The sequence below is a fragment of the Odoribacter sp. Z80 genome (assembly GCF_009935865.1).
GTDB lineage: Bacteria > Bacteroidota > Bacteroidia > Bacteroidales > Marinifilaceae > Odoribacter.
On sequence record NZ_QWEL01000001.1, the window covers coordinates 1 to 17565 of the forward strand.

Genomic DNA, 17565 nt, shown 5'->3' on the forward strand with positions numbered 1-17565 from the left:
CTGAGCAATACTAATGACCCGAAAGTTTACTTGTTAGTGGATGTATATTTTTCTGATGTTTCCGGTGTAATGTCAAATCGAATTGAAAGGCATATGATGGTATTAAAAGGTGTCTATAACCTGGGGGATCCACCTCTATCCATTCCGAACAGAGAAGTTAAGCCCCAGCGTGCCGATGGTACTGCCTTCCGGTGGGAGAGTAGGTCGATGCCGAATTAGTGAAGCGAGTTGCAGTGATGCGACTCGCTTTTTGTTTTGAATATGGAATGAAGAGTAAAGATGGATTGGAAGGAAATATTTGCCGAGTGGAATCCGTGGCATGGCTGTAAAAAGATTAGTGAGGGGTGTAAACATTGTTATGTTTATCGGCAGGATGAGAGTTACGGTACGGAGATCAGTAGCAGTGAAGTGAGGAAAACAGCAAATTTTGATTTGCCTGTGAAGCGAAGACGTGACGGAAGTTATAAAATCCTGTCGGGTAAGATGGTATTTACTTGTTTTACATCTGATTTTCTGGTGGAAGATGCGGATGAATGGCGGGAAGCTGCCTGGGGGATGATGCGGGAGCGTCATGACCTGATGTTTTTCTTTTTCACGAAACGAATTACTCGTTTTGCCGAATGTATGCCGAAGGACTGGGGCGAGGGGTATGAGAATGTGATTATTGGTTGTACTGTAGAAAATCAGGCTATGGCGGATGTGCGCTTACCTGTTTTTATGTCTCTTCCCATCAGGCATCGGGCTATTATTGTCGCACCTATTCTGGAGCGTGTTGATTTATCTCCTTGGTTGGATGGACGAATAGAAGAGGTGTCTGTTGGAGGGGAGTCTGGAGTTTTAGCCCGGGTATGTGATTATGAATGGATTTTGGATTTAAGGCGTCAGTGTCTGGAAAAAGATGTTCCGTTTCGGTTTCATCAAACCGGTGCTAAATTGTTAAAAGATGGCAAGTTATATCGAATCAGGCGACCGTTTCAGATTACACAGGCCCATAAGGCGGGTATTGACTATCGGATTGGTGAAGATTTTAAACCAGTGTTATGACATAATGAAGAGAAGAGGTTGGGAGAAAGTGATTTCTAAATAAAACAAAAACTATGAAAGTGCAGATTGAGGAAAGTTGGAGAAGGCAGTTGCAGGGAGAGTTTGATAAGCCTTATTTTGAGCGGTTAGTAAAATTTGTAAAAGAAGAATATGCCCGTTATACTGTGTTTCCGCCAGGAAAGCAGATTTTTCACGCGTACAATACCTGTCCGTTTGAGAAAGTGAAAGTAGTTATTTTAGGTCAGGATCCGTATCATGAACCCGGGCAATATTATGGCTTATGTTTTTCGGTGCTGGATGGAGTGCCTTTCCCTCCTTCTTTGGTGAACATATTTAAAGAAATTCATAACGATCTGGGATTGCCTGTTCCTCAATCGGGACGTTTGGAACGTTGGGCGGAACAAGGAGTTTTGCTGTTAAATGCAATCCTGACGGTTCGTGCCCATCAGGCCGGTTCGCATCAGGGAAAGGGATGGGAAGAGTTTACAGATGCAGTAATCCAGCGTTTGAATGAAGAACGTGAACATATTGTCTTTATGTTGTGGGGGGCTTATGCACAGAAGAAAGGTGCTTTTATAGACCGCAACCGGCATTGTGTATTGACGGCCTCGCATCCATCCCCTTTGTCGGCTGACCGGGGATTTTTCGGTTGCCGTCACTTCAGCAAAGCTAATGAGTATTTCCGTAGTAAAGGTCTGGAAGAGGTTAAATGGTAGGAAATTATTTTTGGATATAGATTCCGGCTTTATCCATGTATTCATTGTTTTTTATGACCAATGTCCCGTTGTAGCGTAGTTCTTTCACCTGAGCTGTAAAATCTCCTCCGTATACGTCTTCATACTGGAACCGGAATTTTACTTCAACCGTATCGATGTCCGTGTGGTTGAAATGGATATAAAAAGAGTGGTTTGTCAGATATTCATATCCCGGGATAACTGTTGTCCAGAAATAGAGTCCCGTTTCCGGCTCGAAACCGATGGTATTGGCATTTCCATTATAGAAATAGGATTTGCCGTTGTTTTCATATCCTTCAGGAATAGTGGAAGGGCGGAAATAGGGGGAAGGTTGTATTTCCGTTGTGGGCAATATCTGACCTGCTTTCAGGCCAATTATGCTTTTCCCTTCTTTGTCAACGAAATAGAATTTCCAAGGATTACCCAAAAGAAAACAGTCTCCTTTCAGAGGGGGATTTTCACGGGTTTCGTCTTTGCAGGAGAAGGATAAGCAAATCAAAATAAACAGGTAAAATACTTTCATATTTTTTTCCTTATAGATTTTCCAAAAATAATATATTCCGGAAAGAATCAGTCTTTTGGGTAGCTTTTTTTTATTTGTTTGAAAATATATCTGCATTCAGGCAGAGAGGTTCAAAACTTTTGCTTAATTTTCTCCTGCAAAGTGTGGTTTGATTTTAGGGAAGGAAGACAGGTGTGGTAATAATAGATATTTCTCAAAAATAGAAGATGAAGACCAGAATGTATTATTTAAGAATGGTAGTTTTGTTATTGATAGTAGTGGTTTTCCACGGCCATTCTTTGCCGGTGGAAAAAGGAGAAAATAAGCGGGTGGAGCAGGTAAACCGGAGCCGGGAAAAAATGACGGCTTTTTTTTCTGCTTATTTGGCTGGTGAAGCGAATAACTATCAGGATAAGATTTCTTTTGGCTTAGCGGAAGTTCAAAAGGTGAGAAATTTAGTATGGGAAAGTTGGAAAGAGGCAAACAGGCATTTTTCGGAACAGAAATTGCCGGAATTGACAGAGCTTAATGGCGAGCATTCCGGACAGTGGCAGTTGCCGGAGAGTCTCGAACCTCATGCCGTTATGCCGTATTATTGGGGATATAAGGGGAAAGGAACTCCTGCGGAAGGTTATCCTTTGTATTTGTATCTGCATGGTTCCGGGGAGAAAAGCAGGGAATGGGCTACGGGGCTTACGATATGTAAAGGGTTTGATGATGCTCCTTCTGTGTATTTTATTCCTCAGATACCGAATATGGGAGATTATTACCGTTGGTGGCAGAAATCCAAACAGTTTGCCTGGGAAAAGATGTTGCGTCTGGCTTTTGTTTCTGGTAAGATCAATCCTGACCGAGTTTATTTTTTCGGAATTTCGGAGGGAGGATACGGTAGTCAGCGTCTGGCTTCTTTTTATGCCGATTATTTGGCGGCTGCCGGTCCGATGGCAGGAGGGGAGCCTTTGAAGAATGCTCCGGTGGAAAATTGCAGGAATATCGCTTTTTCTTTACGGACGGGAGCCAATGATTACGGATTTTACCGGGATAAACTGACGCGTTATACGAGGGAGGAGTTTGAAAAATGGCAGAAACTTTATCCGGAAAATTTCCTCCATTGGATAGAGTTGATTCCCGGCATGGGGCATGGCATTGACTACAGGCCCACAACTCCTTGGCTAAAGCAACATGTTCGTGATCCTTTCCCGAAATTTGTCAGTTGGGAGAATTTTGAAATGGACGGACAATACCGGAAAGGTTTTTATAATTTGTTTGTCAAGGAACGTTCAAATGAAGATGAGCACTCCAGGACTTATTACGAGTTAGCTATAAAGGGAAATGAACTCACGCTGAAGGTTGAGTTAGTAAGTTATGAAACGGTGGAAACGGACCCTAACTGGGGGATAGCACTAAAATCTGAAAAGGTCTATCGACCAGCTGATAAAGGGAAAGTGGTTGTTTTTCTCCATGAAGAGTTAGTAGATTTGACCCAAAAAGTGACTTTAACGGTGAATGGCAAAAAGGCATTTCAGGGAAAGGTAGAGCCTCAATTGAAGCATATGGTGAACAGTTGTGCTCTGTTCTTTGATCCGCAAAGGCTTTATCCGGCAGCTATAGAGATAGATATAGCCGATTTATAAGATAAATAATTTTAAATGGTTTAGGATGATGGTGGTGCGAAATTTGTTTTTGATTCTGTGTTGTGTGGTGGCTGTGGTGTTTCAGGGAAAAGCTTCCCGGACGGATACCGTTCGGATATTCAGTGAGGCTATGCAGAAGGAAATTCCTGCTTTGGTGATTACACCCGGGGAGTTAGCAATAGGAAGACGTTTTCCGGTGGTATATATTTTACATGGTTACGGAGGTAGTTATAAGCAAGGTTGGATAACACAGGTGAAAAATTTGCGGGATTATGCCGAAAAGTATGAAATGATTCTTGTGTTGCCGGATGGTGGGGCCAGCTGGTATTTTGATAGTCCTGTAGATTCTTCTTACCGGTATGAGACATTTGTGTCGGAGGAGTTGGTCCGGTATATAGACAAGCATTATCCGACCGTTCGGGACCGTCGGGGACGTGCTGTTACAGGGAATAGTATGGGCGGGCATGGGGCCTTGTTTCTGGCTTTCCGGCATACGGACGTTTTCGGTGCAGCCGGTGCCACCAGCGGAGGTGTAGACATCCGTCCTTTTTCTGAAAGGTGGGAGATTGCCAAACGTCTGGGCGCGTATTCCGAGTATCCTGAGCGTTGGGATGCTCATACAGTCATAGAACAAACCCACCATTTGATACCTGGAGCCCAGGCTATTATTTTTGATTGCGGTACGGAAGATTTTTTTTATCGGGTGAATTGCGATTTGCATGAAAGACTTTCGGCTTTGCATATTCCTCATGAGTTTATTTCCCGTCCCGGCGCCCATCACTGGAAATATTGGAAGGATGCCATACGAAATCATTTTCAGTATTTTGACGATTATTTTTCGGCCCAGGGAGTCAAGGGTATGGCTATGCCTGTTATGGGCTGGAGTTCCTGGAATACATACCAAGTGAATATCAGCGAAGAATTGATTCGTAGCCAGGCTGACGCTATGGTGGAGAAGGGTTTGAAGGCGGCGGGTTATCAGTATGTGAATATTGACGACGGTTATTGTGGGGGCCGGGATGAGAGCGGAATGCTTCTGTCCCATCCGGAGCGTTTCCCCCGTGGAATGAGAGTCGTTTCGGATTATATCCATGCTTTGGGGTTAAAGGCTGGCATTTATTCGGATGCGGGGGCCAATACATGTGGTTCTATCTATAACGGAGAAAAAACAGGAATCGGCATCGGGTTTTATCAGCATGAATTTCAGGATGCGAAACGTTTTTTTGACGATTGGAACTTTGATTTCATTAAGATAGATTATTGTGGAGGACAGGTGTTGAAATTGGATGAAAAAGAGCGTTACACAATGATCCGGGAGGCGATTGATGCAGTAGGAAGGAAAGACATTACCCTGAATATTTGCCGTTGGGCTTATCCGGGTACCTGGGCAGAACAGGTGGCTCAGTCGTGGAGAATCAGTCATGATATTGTGCCCAAATGGAGTTCGGTGAAATATATTGTTGCTAAGAATTTATATTTGTCTGCTTTTGCCCGCAACGGACGGTACAATGATATGGATATGCTGGAAATCGGACGGGGATTGAGTGAAGATGAAGAGCACACCCATTTCGGGTTATGGTGTATTATGAGTTCTCCTTTGCTGGCCGGATGTGATTTAACTACTATTCCTCCGGCTTCACTGGCCTTGCTGACGAATCCGGAACTGGTGGCATTGAATCAGGATCCGTTGGGGTTGCAGGCTTATGTAGCGAAATATGATGGTAAGGGATATGTGTTGGTGAAAGACCTGGAGGAAAAAAGGGGAAAGGTTAGGGCTGTGGCTTTTTATAATCCGACTGACGAGAAGATAAAGATGCATATTGATTTCCGGGATTTGGAATTGGGAGGGAAGGTATCAGTAAGGGATGTTATCCATCGGAAGGAAAAGGGAGTATACCGGCAGGAATTACGTCAGGAAATACCGGCTCACGGGACATGTATTTTCCGGTTAGAAGCGGAGAACCGTTATGAACCGGAGCTCTATGAAGCAGAATGGGCCTATTTGAAACGTTATACAGATTGGGAAAAGGAGTATGCTGCCAAACACGGACATTTGAAAAATGCTTCCGGGCAGGTGGTGGTAAAGTATTTAGGGCATCATCCGGAGAATTATGCGGAATGGGAGAATGTGTATAGTGAAGGAGGAGGAGAATACATATTGGATTTATTTTATGTGGCTGGAGAAGACCGGAGGCTGACTTTAACGGTGAACGGGAAGGAGGTGGAGACTGTTTCGCTGAATTCGGGAAGCTGGGAACAACCGGGCCGGCATTCTTTTACGGTTTCTTTGCAACCGGGATATAATTGTATCCGGATGGGAAATCCTACCGGTTGGGCTCCGGATTTGGATTGTTTTATTTTGAAAAGAAAATAGTGTTTTAACAAAAGGCGGAATGAGGTTATATCTATTGCTTTTTGGTTTGTATTTTTTGGCCGGGGAGATGTCCTGGGCTGAAAATCGCTGGAAGATAAATCCCCAGGGAGGAATTACCTGGCAGGTGAAGTTACAGGAACCGCACAATGACCATATAGAAATGAGTGGTTTGAAGGTTTCTGTTGTATTTCGTTACGGAGTGACTGCGGAGGGGAGTTTTTGGCTGGACCGTAGTATGGTGTGGCCGACTTTACGTACTGTTCCGAATAATACCCATGCTTCTTTGATGCGGCATATTGCCTGGGATGTACCTGCTATGGTCACGGTGAACGGACATGCTTTAAGAAATGAGCAGGTCCGGAATATTACTCTGGATGGTGTGATGACGGTGGAGAGTGATTACAGTGGAGGCCTGACATTGAAACGGATTTTGTTTCCTTCCGTAGACAAATCGGCTTGTTGCGAGAAATATGTGTTGACGTATACGGAGGCCCGTCCGGTGACCGTTGAGATTCCGCAGGTCCGTTCGGAGGCTGTTACCGATGCGAGTCAGGGAGTGGATGGAAGTTATAGGATTGTATCTGTTCTACAGGGGAATGGAACCCGGATGTTGAAACAAGGTGAACAATGTACCTTTTATGCGGTGCATGCAGCTTACCGGATGGAGGAAGAGGACGGGGAGTGGGATGTGGAGGGAGAGTTGGCGGCCCGACGGGATTTAGTGGCAGAATGGCAGGAACATCTGGTGTTTGAGACACCGGATTCGGTGGTGAATACCATGTTTGCTTTTGCTAAGGTGAGGGCAGCTGAGAGTATTTTTGAAACTAAAGGCGGATTGTTGCATGGCCCTGGCGGAGAGTCTTATTATGCTGCCATCTGGGCGAATGACCAGGCGGAATATGTGAATCCTTTTTTCCCTTATTTGGGTTATGAAAAGGGCAATCGGTCGGCTTTGTGTGCTTATGGCCATTTTGCCCGTTTTATGAATCCTTCTTATCGTAGGTTACCAAGTTCTATTATTGCTGAGGGTGAAGATATCTGGGACGGAGCCGGAGACCGCGGAGATGCAGCTATGATTGCCTATGGTGCCGCGCGGTATGCTTTGGCGAGGGGAGATAAGGCGGAGGCTCTGGAATTGTGGCCTTTGATTGAATGGTGTTTGGAATATTGCCGGCGTCAGTTAAATAAGGAAGGGGTGGTGGCTTCCGATTCCGATGAACTGGAGTACCGTTTTCCGGCCGGAGAGGCTAATCTTTGTACTTCTTCGCTTTATTATGATGCATTGTGTTCTGCTGTGTATTTGGGGAAAGCACTTGGTAAGCCGGTGCGGGAACTGGTTTTGTATTCCCGTCAGGCCAAAGAGTTGAGGAGGAATATGGAAAATTATTTCGGCGGTGAAGTGGAAGGTTTTCAGACTTATTGTTATTATAAGGGAAATGATTGTTTGCGGTCATGGATTTGTATGCCGTTGACGGTGGGAATATATGACCGGAAAGAAGCTACGGTAGCCGCTTTGTTTTCTCCCCGTTTGTGGACGGAAAACGGTTTGTTGACACAGTCTGGCAGCAGTACGTTCTGGGACCGTTCCACGTTGTATGCTTTGCGGGGTGTTTTTGCCTGCGGCGAAACGGAAAAGGCTATGGAGTATCTGCATTATTATTCTACTCAGCGTTTGTTGGGGGAACATGTGCCTTATGCGGTGGAAGCATGGCCTGAGGGGAACCAGCGGCATCTTTCAGCAGAGAGCGGATTGTATTGCCGGATTATTGTTGAAGGTATGTTAGGCATCCGGCCTACGGGATTGGATTCTTTTGAACTGACTCCCCGCTTGCCCAGATTGTGGGATTATATGAATCTTCGTCACATCAGGGCTTTTGGCACTACCTGGGACATTTTTGTCAGCCGGGCGGGAAACGGACTGAAGGTAAAAGTGGTGAAGGAAGGAAAAGTGGTTCGTCAACAGAAGATACACGAAGGGGATTGTCTTCGGGTGAGGTTATAAGAAATTTTTAATATGGATATTATGAAGAAAGTGTTTGTTTGTTTGTTTGTAGTTATTTGGTGTTGTTCTTTTTCACTTCGGGCATCTGATACCGTAAGAATTCGGGAGATGCAGATCCCTGTTTTGATAGAGCGGGAGGATAATGTTTTATTTTGTTTTCGGATAGATGCTACTGCCGGGCAGGTTTTTAATGAAATCCGGCTGAATTTTGGGAAAGAGGTAAATCTGTCTGCTATCCAGGCAGTGAAATTGTATTATAGCGGTACAAGAAGATTAAGTGATAAGGAGAAAAATCTGATTGCTCCGGTGGAGTATATTTCTGCTCATAATCCGGGAAAGACTTTAGCTGCTAATCCTTCTTATTCTGTGTTGAGGGCTTTGGAGAGTAAACCTCGGCGGGAGATTGTTCTGAAAGCAGAACAAGAATTGTTTGAAGGGCCCCATTTTTATTGGGTGAGTTTACAGATGAAACCGAAGACTTCGTTGTTTGAGAAAGTGACGGTTTCGGTTTCTGAGGTAAAGGTTGATGGTCGGAGAGTTCCTTTGTTTTTTCATTCTGAACGGGATATTGAGCATCGGATGGGCGTAGGAGTGCGCCATGCTGGCGATGACGGTTCGGCTGCTTTTCGGATTCCGGGGTTGGTGACTACTAATCAGGGCACTTTGTTGGGTGTATATGATGTGAGGTATAATAATAGTGCTGATTTGCAGGAGCATATCGATATTGGCTTGAGTCGTAGTACTGATGGTGGGAAGACTTGGGAGAAGATGCGTATTCCTGTTTCTTTCGGAGAAACGGGAGGTTTACCCAAAGGACAGAACGGAGTGGGCGACCCGGCAATTTTAGTCGATACTAAAACCAATTGTGTGTGGATTGTGGCGGCCTGGACCCATGGCATCGGGGGACAAAGGGCTTGGACGGCTTCCGGTCAGGGAATGGACATGAATCATACGGCTCAGTTGGTGTTGGCAAAAAGTGAGGATGACGGAAAGACCTGGTCGGAACCGATGAATATAACGGAGCAATTAAAAGATTCTTCCTGGTATTTTCTGTTACAAGGGCCGGGCAGGGGAATTTGTATGGAAGACGGTACGTTGGTTTTTGCTATGCAATATATCGGTGCGGACCGGATTCCCAATGCCGGGATCATGTATAGCAAGGATGGCGGAAAGACTTGGAAACATCATCATCATGCGCGTACTAATACTACTGAAGCACAGGTGGCTGAGTTGGAGCCGGGTGTGTTGATGCTGAATATGCGCGATAACCGGGGTGGCAGTCGCGCGGTTGCTGTAACAGAGGACCTGGGAGATACCTGGACGGAGCATCCTTCTTCCCGTAAGGCTTTGCCGGAACCTGTATGCATGGCCAGTTTAATCAGCGTGAGAGCCGGAGATAATGTTTCAGGTAAGGATTTGTTGTTATTTTCTAATCCGAATACTACTTCCGGCCGGCATCATATTACGATAAAAGCCAGCTTAGACGGTGGTTTGACGTGGTTGCCGGAGAATCAGATTTTATTGGACGCCGGAAACGGTTGGGGATATTCCTGTCTTAGTATGATTGACGGGGAGACTGTGGGTATTCTTTATGAGAGTAGTGTAGCCCATATGACTTTTCAGGCTGTTAAATTAAAGGATTTTATTTCGTTTTAACAGGTATCTGTTGTTTTGTAAACGGTTATGTGGAAGAAGTATATCATTTTTTTTCTTTGTTGTAGTTTTCCTGTTTTGGGAATAGGAAGTCCTTGCCTGTTACCTTTGCCTCAGAAATATACTTTGACGGATGAACGGTTTGAGTTGGGGGAGGTTTGTCTTTCCGGGCCTGTTTTACAGGAGCAGTGGAAAAAATTCATAGAGGAGAAAGGGGGAAAAGTTGTCTTACAAGGGAAAAACCGGATTGAAGTGAGGTTGGTAGCGGAGTTGGAGGAAATACCCGTGAATCAGGATGAGGCTTATCGTTTGCAGGTCACCTCCCGCAAAATTGTAGTAGAAGCGACTACTGAGCGGGGCATTTATTGGGCGATGCAGACTTTGGCCCAATTGGCTGTCCGGAAAGGAAAGAAAATTTATTTTCAAGGTTGTACCATTGCCGATTGGCCGGCTTTCCGGGTCAGAGGATTTATGCATGACGTGGGGCGGGGATATGTTTCGGTAGAGGAATTGAAGCGGGAGATTGCTATGCTTTCCTGTTTCAAGGTGAATGTATTCCATTGGCATTTGACGGAGAATCAGGCATGGCGTTTAGAGAGTAAACGATTTCCGGAATTGAATGACAGCGTAAATATGACCCGTTTTCCCGGTAAGTATTATACCTTGGAGGAAGCGAGGGAGTTAGTCGAATATTGCAAGGCTCATCAGGTGTTGCTGATTCCGGAAGTGGATATGCCGGGGCATAGTGCGGCTTTTGTCCGGGCGTTTGGTCATGATATGCAGAGTCCGGAGGGGATGAAGATTCTGAAAGTGTTGATGGATGAAGTGTGTGAAACTTTTGAGGTACCGTATATTCATATCGGGACGGATGAAGTGGCGTTTACTAACCCGGAATTTGTACCGGAAATGGTGGCTTATGTGCGTTCAAAAGGAAAGAAGGTCATTTCCTGGAATCCGGGCTGGCGGTATCAGCCGGGGGAGATAGATATGACTCAATTGTGGAGTTTTCGGGGAAAGGCCCAGCCTGGCATCCCTGCCGTTGATTCCCGTTTTCATTATCTGAATCATTTCGATACGTTCGGGGATATTGTTGCTCTGTATAACAGCCGGATTTATAATCAGGAGTCAGGAAGCGAGGATATTGCGGGTGTGATTCTGGCTGTCTGGAATGACCGCCTGGTTCCGGATGAGAAGGAATTGATTAGTGAAAATCATTTTTATCCCAATATGCTTGCCATGGCAGAGAGGGCGTGGAGGGGAGGCGGCTTCCAGTATTTTGACGGTCACGGAGTTATTTTACCTGAGGAAGATACGCCGGAGTTTAAGGCTTTCGCTGATTTTGAGGAACGGATGCTTTGGTTGAAGAAGCATATATTTCAAGGATATCCTTTTGCGTATGTCCGGCAAACGAATGTAAAATGGAAGATAACCGAAGCCTTCCCGAACGGAGGGGACCTCACCCGGTCTTTCCCTCCCGAGCAGGAATGGGCGGATGTTTATTATTATGAAGGCAGGCCGTATCAGGTGAAAGAGGCCAGGGGGGCGGGTATTTATTTGCGTCATGTATGGGGAACATTGGTTCCCGCTTTTTATCCGCAGCCAAAAGAAAACCATACGGCCTATGCTTATACGTGGGTATATTCTCCTAAAACCCAGGAGGTGGGTATGTGGATTGAGTTTCAGAATTACGGCCGCTCCGAGATGGATTTACCGCCTTTGGCCGGAAAATGGGATTATAAAGGGAGCCGGATTTGGCTGAATGAGCAGGAGGTTTTGCCGCCACAATGGACGGCAAATCATCGGGAAAAAAGCAATGAGATTGCTTTGGGAAATGAGAATTGTGTGGTGAGGCGGCCTGTCCTTGTGGTGTTGCAAAAGGGATGGAATAAGGTATTTATGAAATTGCCGGTAGGCAGGTTTTCTACTGATGAGGTTCGTTTGGTTAAATGGATGTTTACGGCGGTTTTTGTTACTCCGGATGGAGGTGAGGCTGTGGAGGGTTTGATTTATTCACCGGATAAAATAAGGTAAATATAAAGGATTATGAAAAATTGGATATGGGGAATCGTTTGGATTTGTGCGGGTAGCGTCGGTTTTGCGCAACAATATTCTGCTTTTTATTATCAGAGGGAGACCTTGTTTGAAGAGCTACCGGTTACTTCAAAAGATATTGTGTTTTTGGGTAACAGTATTACGAACGGAGGAGAGTGGTGTGAATTGTTCGGTAGTAAGCATGTTAAAAACCGGGGTATCAGCGGGGATGTTTGCATGGGGGTGTATGAGCGTTTGGATGCGGTTTTGAAGGGGAAGCCGGCTAAGATTTTTTTGCTGATAGGTATTAATGATGTTAGCCGCGGAACCTGTGCAGATACGATTGTAGCCAGGATAGGGTGTATTGCCCGGAAGATAAAGAAAGACTCTCCGAAAACGGAATTGTATTTACAAAGCATATTGCCGATGACCGACCATTATCAGATGTTCGGTAATCACACCAAGCATTGGCAGATGGTAAAAGTCATTAATGAGGGGTTGATGCAGCTGGCAGCCCGGGAGGGGGTTACTTATGTGGATCTGTACTCTCATTTTGTGGATCCGGCAACGGGAAAGATGCAAACGGAGTATTCCAATGACGGTCTGCATTTATTGGGAAAAGGATATGTGAAATGGGCGGAGATTTTAAAACCTTATATCCGGAAAAAATGAGAATTGTACTGTTGTTTATGTTGCTGGCAGCGTGTGGGGGACTTGGAGCACAGAAGCCGTCCGAAATTGTTTCTTTGCTCCGGAACTGGTATTTTTCTCCGGCCGGGGCCGAAGAATGGCTGGAAGCCGAGGTGCCGGGTACGGTGCATCAAGATCTGCTGCGACATCAAATTTTGCCTGATCCGTTTTATGGCACTCACGAAGAAAAGATTCAATGGGTAGAGGAAAAGGACTGGGAGTATAAAACGGTTTTTACGGTGACATCAGCCCAATTGGAGCGGGATGCGGCTGTTTTGAATTTTGAAGGGTTGGATACTTATGCGGATGTTTATTTGAACGGAGCCTTGATTTTGAAGGCTGACAATATGTTTGTGGGGTATCGGGTACCAGTGAAGCCGTTGCTTCGTTGCGGGGAAAATCATTTGCGGGTGTATTTTCATTCGCCAGTGAAACAAACATTGCCGCAGTGGCAGTCGAACGGTTTTAATTATCCTGCTGATAATGACCACCGGGCGGAAAGATTGAGTGTTTTTACCCGTAAGGCTCCTTACAGTTATGGTTGGGATTGGGGTATCAGGATGGTAACCAGTGGCATTTGGCGTCCGGTGACCTTGTGTTTTCAAGATGTTGTCCGGATTGAAGATTTGCATATCCGGCAATTGGAGCTTTCTGAGAATAAGGCCAGGCTTTCCGTTGAACTGGAATTGGAGAGGTTGGCAGAGGGGATGCTTTCTCCTTTGAAAGCGGTTGTGACTTATTTTTTACCCGGGCAAGAGCCTGAGCGTATTTTCCGGGATGTGGAATTGGATAGGGAGCGTGTAACGATTTCCATTCCTTGTGAGATAGAGCAGCCGCAGCGATGGATGCCGAATGGTTGGGGAAAACCGGTTTTATATCAGTTTGAAGTGAAGGTATATAGCGGGGAAGAGGTGGTCGCCGCCAGACAACAACGGGTTGGTCTGCGGACGGTGAAAGTGGTGAAGGAAAAAGATAAGTGGGGAGAGTCTTTTTATTTCGAGGTGAACGGGGTTTCACTGTTTGCCAAAGGAGCCAACTATATTCCGGGAGATGCTCTGTTGCCGGCCATGAGTGCCGAGCGGTACCGCACTTTGTTCCGGGACATCAGGGATGCTCATATGAATATGATACGGGTATGGGGCGGTGGTTCCTATGAGGATAACCTCTTTTATGATTTGGCCGATGAGAACGGGATTCTGGTTTGGCAGGATTTTATGTTTGCCTGCACCACTTATCCGTCAGACCCTGTCTTTTTGAAAAGGGTGGAAGCGGAGGCGGAGTATAATATACGGCGTTTGAGGAATCATGCCTGTCTTGCGATGTGGTGCGGGAATAATGAGATTCAGGAAGGTATCCGGTATTGGGGATGGAAGAGCAAGTATACTCCGGCTGTTTATGAAGGGATGTGTGAGGGATATGATTTGTTGTTTAAGGAATTGCTTCCTGGTAAGGTCAAAGAATTGGACGGAGATCGTTTTTACATGCCTACTTCTCCTGATACGGCCAATTGGGGACGTCCGGAGAGTTGGAAGTTTGCCGACAGTCATAATTGGGGTGTGTGGTATGGGCGAAAGCCTTTTGAGAGTCTTGATGAGGAGATTCCCCGTTTTATGAGTGAATTCGGATTTCAGTCTTTTCCTGAAATGAAAACGATATCTGCTTTTGCTTCACAGGAGGATTACGGATTGGAGTCCCGGGTAATGAATGCCCATCAAAAGAGTACTATCGGGAATGAGCTTATCCGGACTTATATGGAGCGGGATTATGTTGTTCCGGAGAAGTTTGAGGATTTTGTTTATGTCGGATTAGTGATGCAAGGGCGGGGAATCCGTCGGGGACTTGAGGCTCACAGGCGTAACCGGCCTTATTGTATGGGTACTTTGTATTGGCAGTTGAATGACAGCTGGCCGGTGGTGTCGTGGTCGGGGATTGATTATTACGGGAACTGGAAAGCTTTGCATTATCAGGCGAAGCGTGCTTTTGCCCCGCTTGCCGTGAGTGTACTGCAGGCGGAGGATAGTTTGCAGTTTTGGTTGCTTTCCGATTTGCCGGAAGCTCATAAAGGGCTTGTATTGGAAGCGGAGTTAACGGATTTTTATGGCCGGGTATTGGGCAGGAAAGTTTTTAAGGCAGATGTGGCGGCCAATACTTCTGTGCTGGCCGGAGGTTGGGATATGAATGGAATAGAGGTTTTCGATGGGCGGAAGATGTATTTGTCAATGACTTTAAAAGATGAGTCCGGTAAGAAATGGGTTGAGGAACCTTATTTTTTTGTCCGGCCTAAGGAACTGGATTTGCCGGAGATTGTGGTGAATTACAAGATGAAGGTGATGGACGGAGTCTGTGAGGTGGTCTTGAAATCTGCCGGTCTTGCCAAGGATGTGTTTATAGAAGTGCCTGTTCAGGGGGCCCGTTTCAGTGACAATTTCTTTGATTTGTTACCTGTCACTCCCCGCAAGGTGGTGATTACCTCTCCGGCCTTTAAGAAGGGCGGACAGGCAGGGATAAAGATAAATCATTTGCGGAATACTTATAAGTGATAATTGTATTAATTTAATATAGAGTGCTATGAGAAGATTAGTTTGTGTTTTTCTGACTGTTTTGTTGCTGAAGTTACTGGTGGCCTGTTGTCCAGAACAGAAGACGGCGGATTACCGGGTAGTGCCTTTGCCGCAGGAGATTACTGCCGGGGAGGGAAATCCTTTTGTTTTGAAAGACGGAGTGAAGGTTTTGTATCCCGAAGGAAATGACGAGATGCGACGGAATGCTGAGTTTCTGGCGGAATATGTGGCGGAATCTACCGGAAAACATTTGGATATCCAGGCCGGAAATGCAGGGGAGAATGCTATCGTATTGAGCTTAGGCCTGGAGGCTGGGAAACCGGAGGCCTACCAATTGAAGGTGACCGATAAAGGAGTTACAATATCCGCACCTACAGCAGCCGGGGTTTTTTATGGTATTCAGACTTTGCGTAAGTCTTTGCCGGTGGTAAAGGGTGCAAAGATTGTATTGCCTTCCGTTGTTGTCAATGATTCTCCGCGTTTTGATTATCGTGGAATGATGTTGGATGTGAGCCGCCATTTTTTTACCCTTGATTCGGTGAAGCGGTATATTGATTTGCTGGCGTTGCATAATATCAATCGATTTCACTGGCATTTGACAGATGATCAGGGATGGCGGATTGAGATAAAGAAATATCCGGAATTGATAGAGAAGGGATCGAAACGCAAAGAGACGGTCATAGGACATAATACGGGAAAATATGATGGAGTTCCTTACGGTGGTTTTTACACTCAGGAGGAGGCGAAGGAGATTGTTGCTTATGCTAAGGAGCGTTATATTACCGTTATTCCGGAAATTGATATGCCGGGTCATATGCAGGGGGCACTGACTGCTTTTCCGGAATTGGGATGTAGTGGCGGGCCTTATGAGGTTTGGTCCATGTGGGGTGTTTCAGAAGAAGTGCTTTGTGCAGGAAATGATAAGACGCTTGAATTTATAAAAGGTGTTCTGGGTGAACTGATTGAAATTTTTCCCTCGGAATATATTCATGTCGGAGGGGATGAATGTCCGAAAGTGAGTTGGAAAAAATGTCCCAAATGTCAGGCTAAAATCAAGGCCTTGGGTTTGAAAACAGATAAACAGCATACGGCGGAAGAACGTTTGCAGAGTTACTTTATTGCCCAGGCAGAGAAATTTTTGAATGAGCATGGAAGGCAGATTATCGGTTGGGATGAGATTTTAGAAGGGGGCTTGGCTCCTCATGCGACAGTGATGGCCTGGCGGGGGATTGGTGAAGGAGTGAAAGCGGTGAAACAACATCATGATGCGATTATGGTGCCGACATCTTATCTGTATTTTGATTATTATCAGGCAAAGGACAGAGAACAGGAACCGATGGCTATTGGCGGGTATGTTCCTTTGGAGAAGGTGTATGGTTTTGACCCTGTTCCGGCGGACCTGACACCGGAGGAGGCCAAACATATTATCGGTACGCAGGCGAATCTGTGGACGGAATATATCCCTTCTTTCAGGCAGGTGGAATATATGGTTTTGCCTCGTATGGATGCTCTTGCGGAGGTTCAATGGACGGAACCGGAAAAGAAGAGTTTTGAGGATTTTCTGAGCCGTATGCCCAAAATGTTTGAAATTTATGATTTGGGGCGGTATAATTATGCGAGACATTTGTTTGATGTGAGGGGGGATTTTACGCCTCGTGCAGAGGACGGGGTATTGGAAATTACTCTGTCTACCTTAGGAAATGCAGATATTCATTATACCTTGGACGGTTCGGAACCAACGGTTCGGTCTCTTAAATATGAAGATGGGATAAAGGTGAAGGAAGATTGTATTCTGAAAGCTGTTGCTGTTCGTCCCTCGGGAAATAGCCGTGTTCTGACGGAAAAAATTACGATGAATAAAGCGACTTTGAAGCCCATTACTTTACATCAGCCGGTGAATCAGCAATACGGTTTTAAGGGAGCTCCTACTTTGGTAGACGGTTTGAAGGGGAGTCCTAATTATAAGACCGGGCGTTGGATTGCTTTTTACAGAAATGACCTGGAAGCGGTGATAGATTTATTGCAACTGACAGAGATTTCGAAAGCCGGTATTGCTACGTGTGTAGAAAAGGGAGACTGGATTTTTGATGCTCGCGGAATGAAGGTGGAAATCTCTTCTGACGGAAAAAATTATGTTGAGGTGGCAGCTTTGGAGCTGCCGCCTATGGAGAAAGATGCCCGTAACGGGATATATGAGCATGTTTTATCTTTTCCTCCGATGCAAGCCCGTTATGTTAAGATCACGGCTTTGTCGGAAAAGCAGATTCCGGATTGGCATGGAGGAAAAGGCCACCCGGGATTTTTATTTGTGGATGAGGTCACAATTGAATGACAGGGGGA

The 17565-nt window shown here is 45.6% G+C and carries 11 protein-coding genes and 1 rRNA gene; 11 read left to right on the forward strand and 1 reads right to left on the reverse strand.

The annotated features are described in order from the left end of the window. Positions 1-105 precede the first annotated feature (105 nt). From rrf to ung, 3 genes are all read left to right on the forward strand, one after another. A 5S ribosomal RNA gene (gene rrf, locus D1136_RS00005) occupies positions 106-216 on the forward strand. Positions 217-279: 63 nt separating this feature from the next. Further along, positions 280-1044, forward strand: coding sequence for a DUF5131 family protein (locus D1136_RS00010; RefSeq protein ID WP_161875570.1), 765 nt, complete (start codon positions 280-282; stop codon positions 1042-1044). Between the two features lie 53 nt (positions 1045-1097). Next, positions 1098-1760, forward strand: coding sequence for a uracil-DNA glycosylase (gene ung, locus D1136_RS00015; protein WP_161875571.1), 663 nt, complete (start codon positions 1098-1100; stop codon positions 1758-1760). 4 nt (positions 1761-1764) lie between these two features. Here the strand turns inward: ung and D1136_RS00020 are convergent, their stop codons facing one another. Further along, the gene (locus D1136_RS00020; RefSeq protein ID WP_161875572.1) at positions 1765-2301 is read right to left on the reverse strand and encodes a hypothetical protein; all 537 of its coding nucleotides are present in this window, start codon (positions 2299-2301) and stop codon (positions 1765-1767) included. Between the two features lie 206 nt (positions 2302-2507). Between D1136_RS00020 and D1136_RS00025 the strand changes: the two genes are divergently transcribed. Genes D1136_RS00025 through D1136_RS00060 form a run of 8 tightly spaced genes read left to right on the forward strand, consistent with a single transcriptional unit; the run spans position 2508 to position 17557 of the window. Further along, a complete protein-coding gene (locus tag D1136_RS00025) occupies positions 2508-3914 on the forward strand; it encodes a hypothetical protein (protein ID WP_161875573.1) in 1407 nt (468 codons plus the stop codon). A 25-nt stretch (positions 3915-3939) separates the two neighbouring features. Continuing rightward, a complete protein-coding gene (locus D1136_RS10980) occupies positions 3940-6288 on the forward strand; it encodes an alpha/beta hydrolase-fold protein (protein WP_161875574.1) in 2349 nt (782 codons plus the stop codon). A gap of 19 nt (positions 6289-6307) precedes the next feature. Beyond that, positions 6308-8290 (forward strand): hypothetical protein, encoded by a 1983-nt coding sequence (locus D1136_RS00035; protein ID WP_161875575.1) that lies wholly within the window; start codon positions 6308-6310, stop codon positions 8288-8290. A 21-nt stretch (positions 8291-8311) separates the two neighbouring features. Continuing rightward, positions 8312-9946 carry a sialidase family protein gene (locus tag D1136_RS00040; protein WP_161875576.1) on the forward strand — a complete coding sequence of 545 codons (1635 nt, stop codon included), beginning with the start codon at positions 8312-8314 and terminating at the stop codon, positions 9944-9946. 27 nt (positions 9947-9973) lie between these two features. Continuing rightward, on the forward strand, positions 9974-11974 hold the full coding sequence (locus D1136_RS00045; RefSeq protein ID WP_161875577.1) for a family 20 glycosylhydrolase: 2001 nt from the start codon (positions 9974-9976) through the stop codon (positions 11972-11974). Between the two features lie 12 nt (positions 11975-11986). Then, entirely contained in the window at positions 11987-12646 is a 660-nt protein-coding gene (locus D1136_RS00050; RefSeq protein ID WP_161875578.1) for an SGNH/GDSL hydrolase family protein, read from the forward strand. Further along, positions 12643-15204, forward strand: coding sequence for a glycoside hydrolase family 2 protein (locus D1136_RS00055; protein ID WP_161875579.1), 2562 nt, complete (start codon positions 12643-12645; stop codon positions 15202-15204). The genes D1136_RS00050 and D1136_RS00055 overlap by 4 nt, the downstream gene beginning before the upstream one ends. Positions 15205-15232: 28 nt before the next feature. After that, entirely contained in the window at positions 15233-17557 is a 2325-nt protein-coding gene (locus D1136_RS00060; protein ID WP_161875580.1) for a glycoside hydrolase family 20 protein, read from the forward strand. The last annotated feature ends 8 nt before the right edge of the window (positions 17558-17565 follow it).

What these genes read in the sequence shown, in the direction of transcription:
- D1136_RS00035 (WP_161875575.1), top strand. Translation starts at nt 6,308, where the DNA reads ATGAGGTTATATCTATTGCTTTTTGGTTTGTATTTTTTGGCCGGGGAG.
- D1136_RS00060 (WP_161875580.1), top strand. Translation starts at nt 15,233, where the DNA reads ATGAGAAGATTAGTTTGTGTTTTTCTGACTGTTTTGTTGCTGAAGTTA.
- D1136_RS00040 (WP_161875576.1), top strand. Translation starts at nt 8,312, where the DNA reads ATGAAGAAAGTGTTTGTTTGTTTGTTTGTAGTTATTTGGTGTTGTTCT.
- D1136_RS00055 (WP_161875579.1), top strand. Translation starts at nt 12,643, where the DNA reads ATGAGAATTGTACTGTTGTTTATGTTGCTGGCAGCGTGTGGGGGACTT.
- D1136_RS00045 (WP_161875577.1), top strand. Translation starts at nt 9,974, where the DNA reads ATGTGGAAGAAGTATATCATTTTTTTTCTTTGTTGTAGTTTTCCTGTT.
- D1136_RS00010 (WP_161875570.1), top strand. Translation starts at nt 280, where the DNA reads ATGGATTGGAAGGAAATATTTGCCGAGTGGAATCCGTGGCATGGCTGT.
- D1136_RS00050 (WP_161875578.1), top strand. Translation starts at nt 11,987, where the DNA reads ATGAAAAATTGGATATGGGGAATCGTTTGGATTTGTGCGGGTAGCGTC.
- D1136_RS00025 (WP_161875573.1), top strand. Translation starts at nt 2,508, where the DNA reads ATGAAGACCAGAATGTATTATTTAAGAATGGTAGTTTTGTTATTGATA.
- D1136_RS00020 (WP_161875572.1), bottom strand. Translation starts at nt 2,301, where the DNA reads ATGAAAGTATTTTACCTGTTTATTTTGATTTGCTTATCCTTCTCCTGC.
- D1136_RS10980 (WP_161875574.1), top strand. Translation starts at nt 3,940, where the DNA reads ATGATGGTGGTGCGAAATTTGTTTTTGATTCTGTGTTGTGTGGTGGCT.
- ung (WP_161875571.1), top strand. Translation starts at nt 1,098, where the DNA reads ATGAAAGTGCAGATTGAGGAAAGTTGGAGAAGGCAGTTGCAGGGAGAG.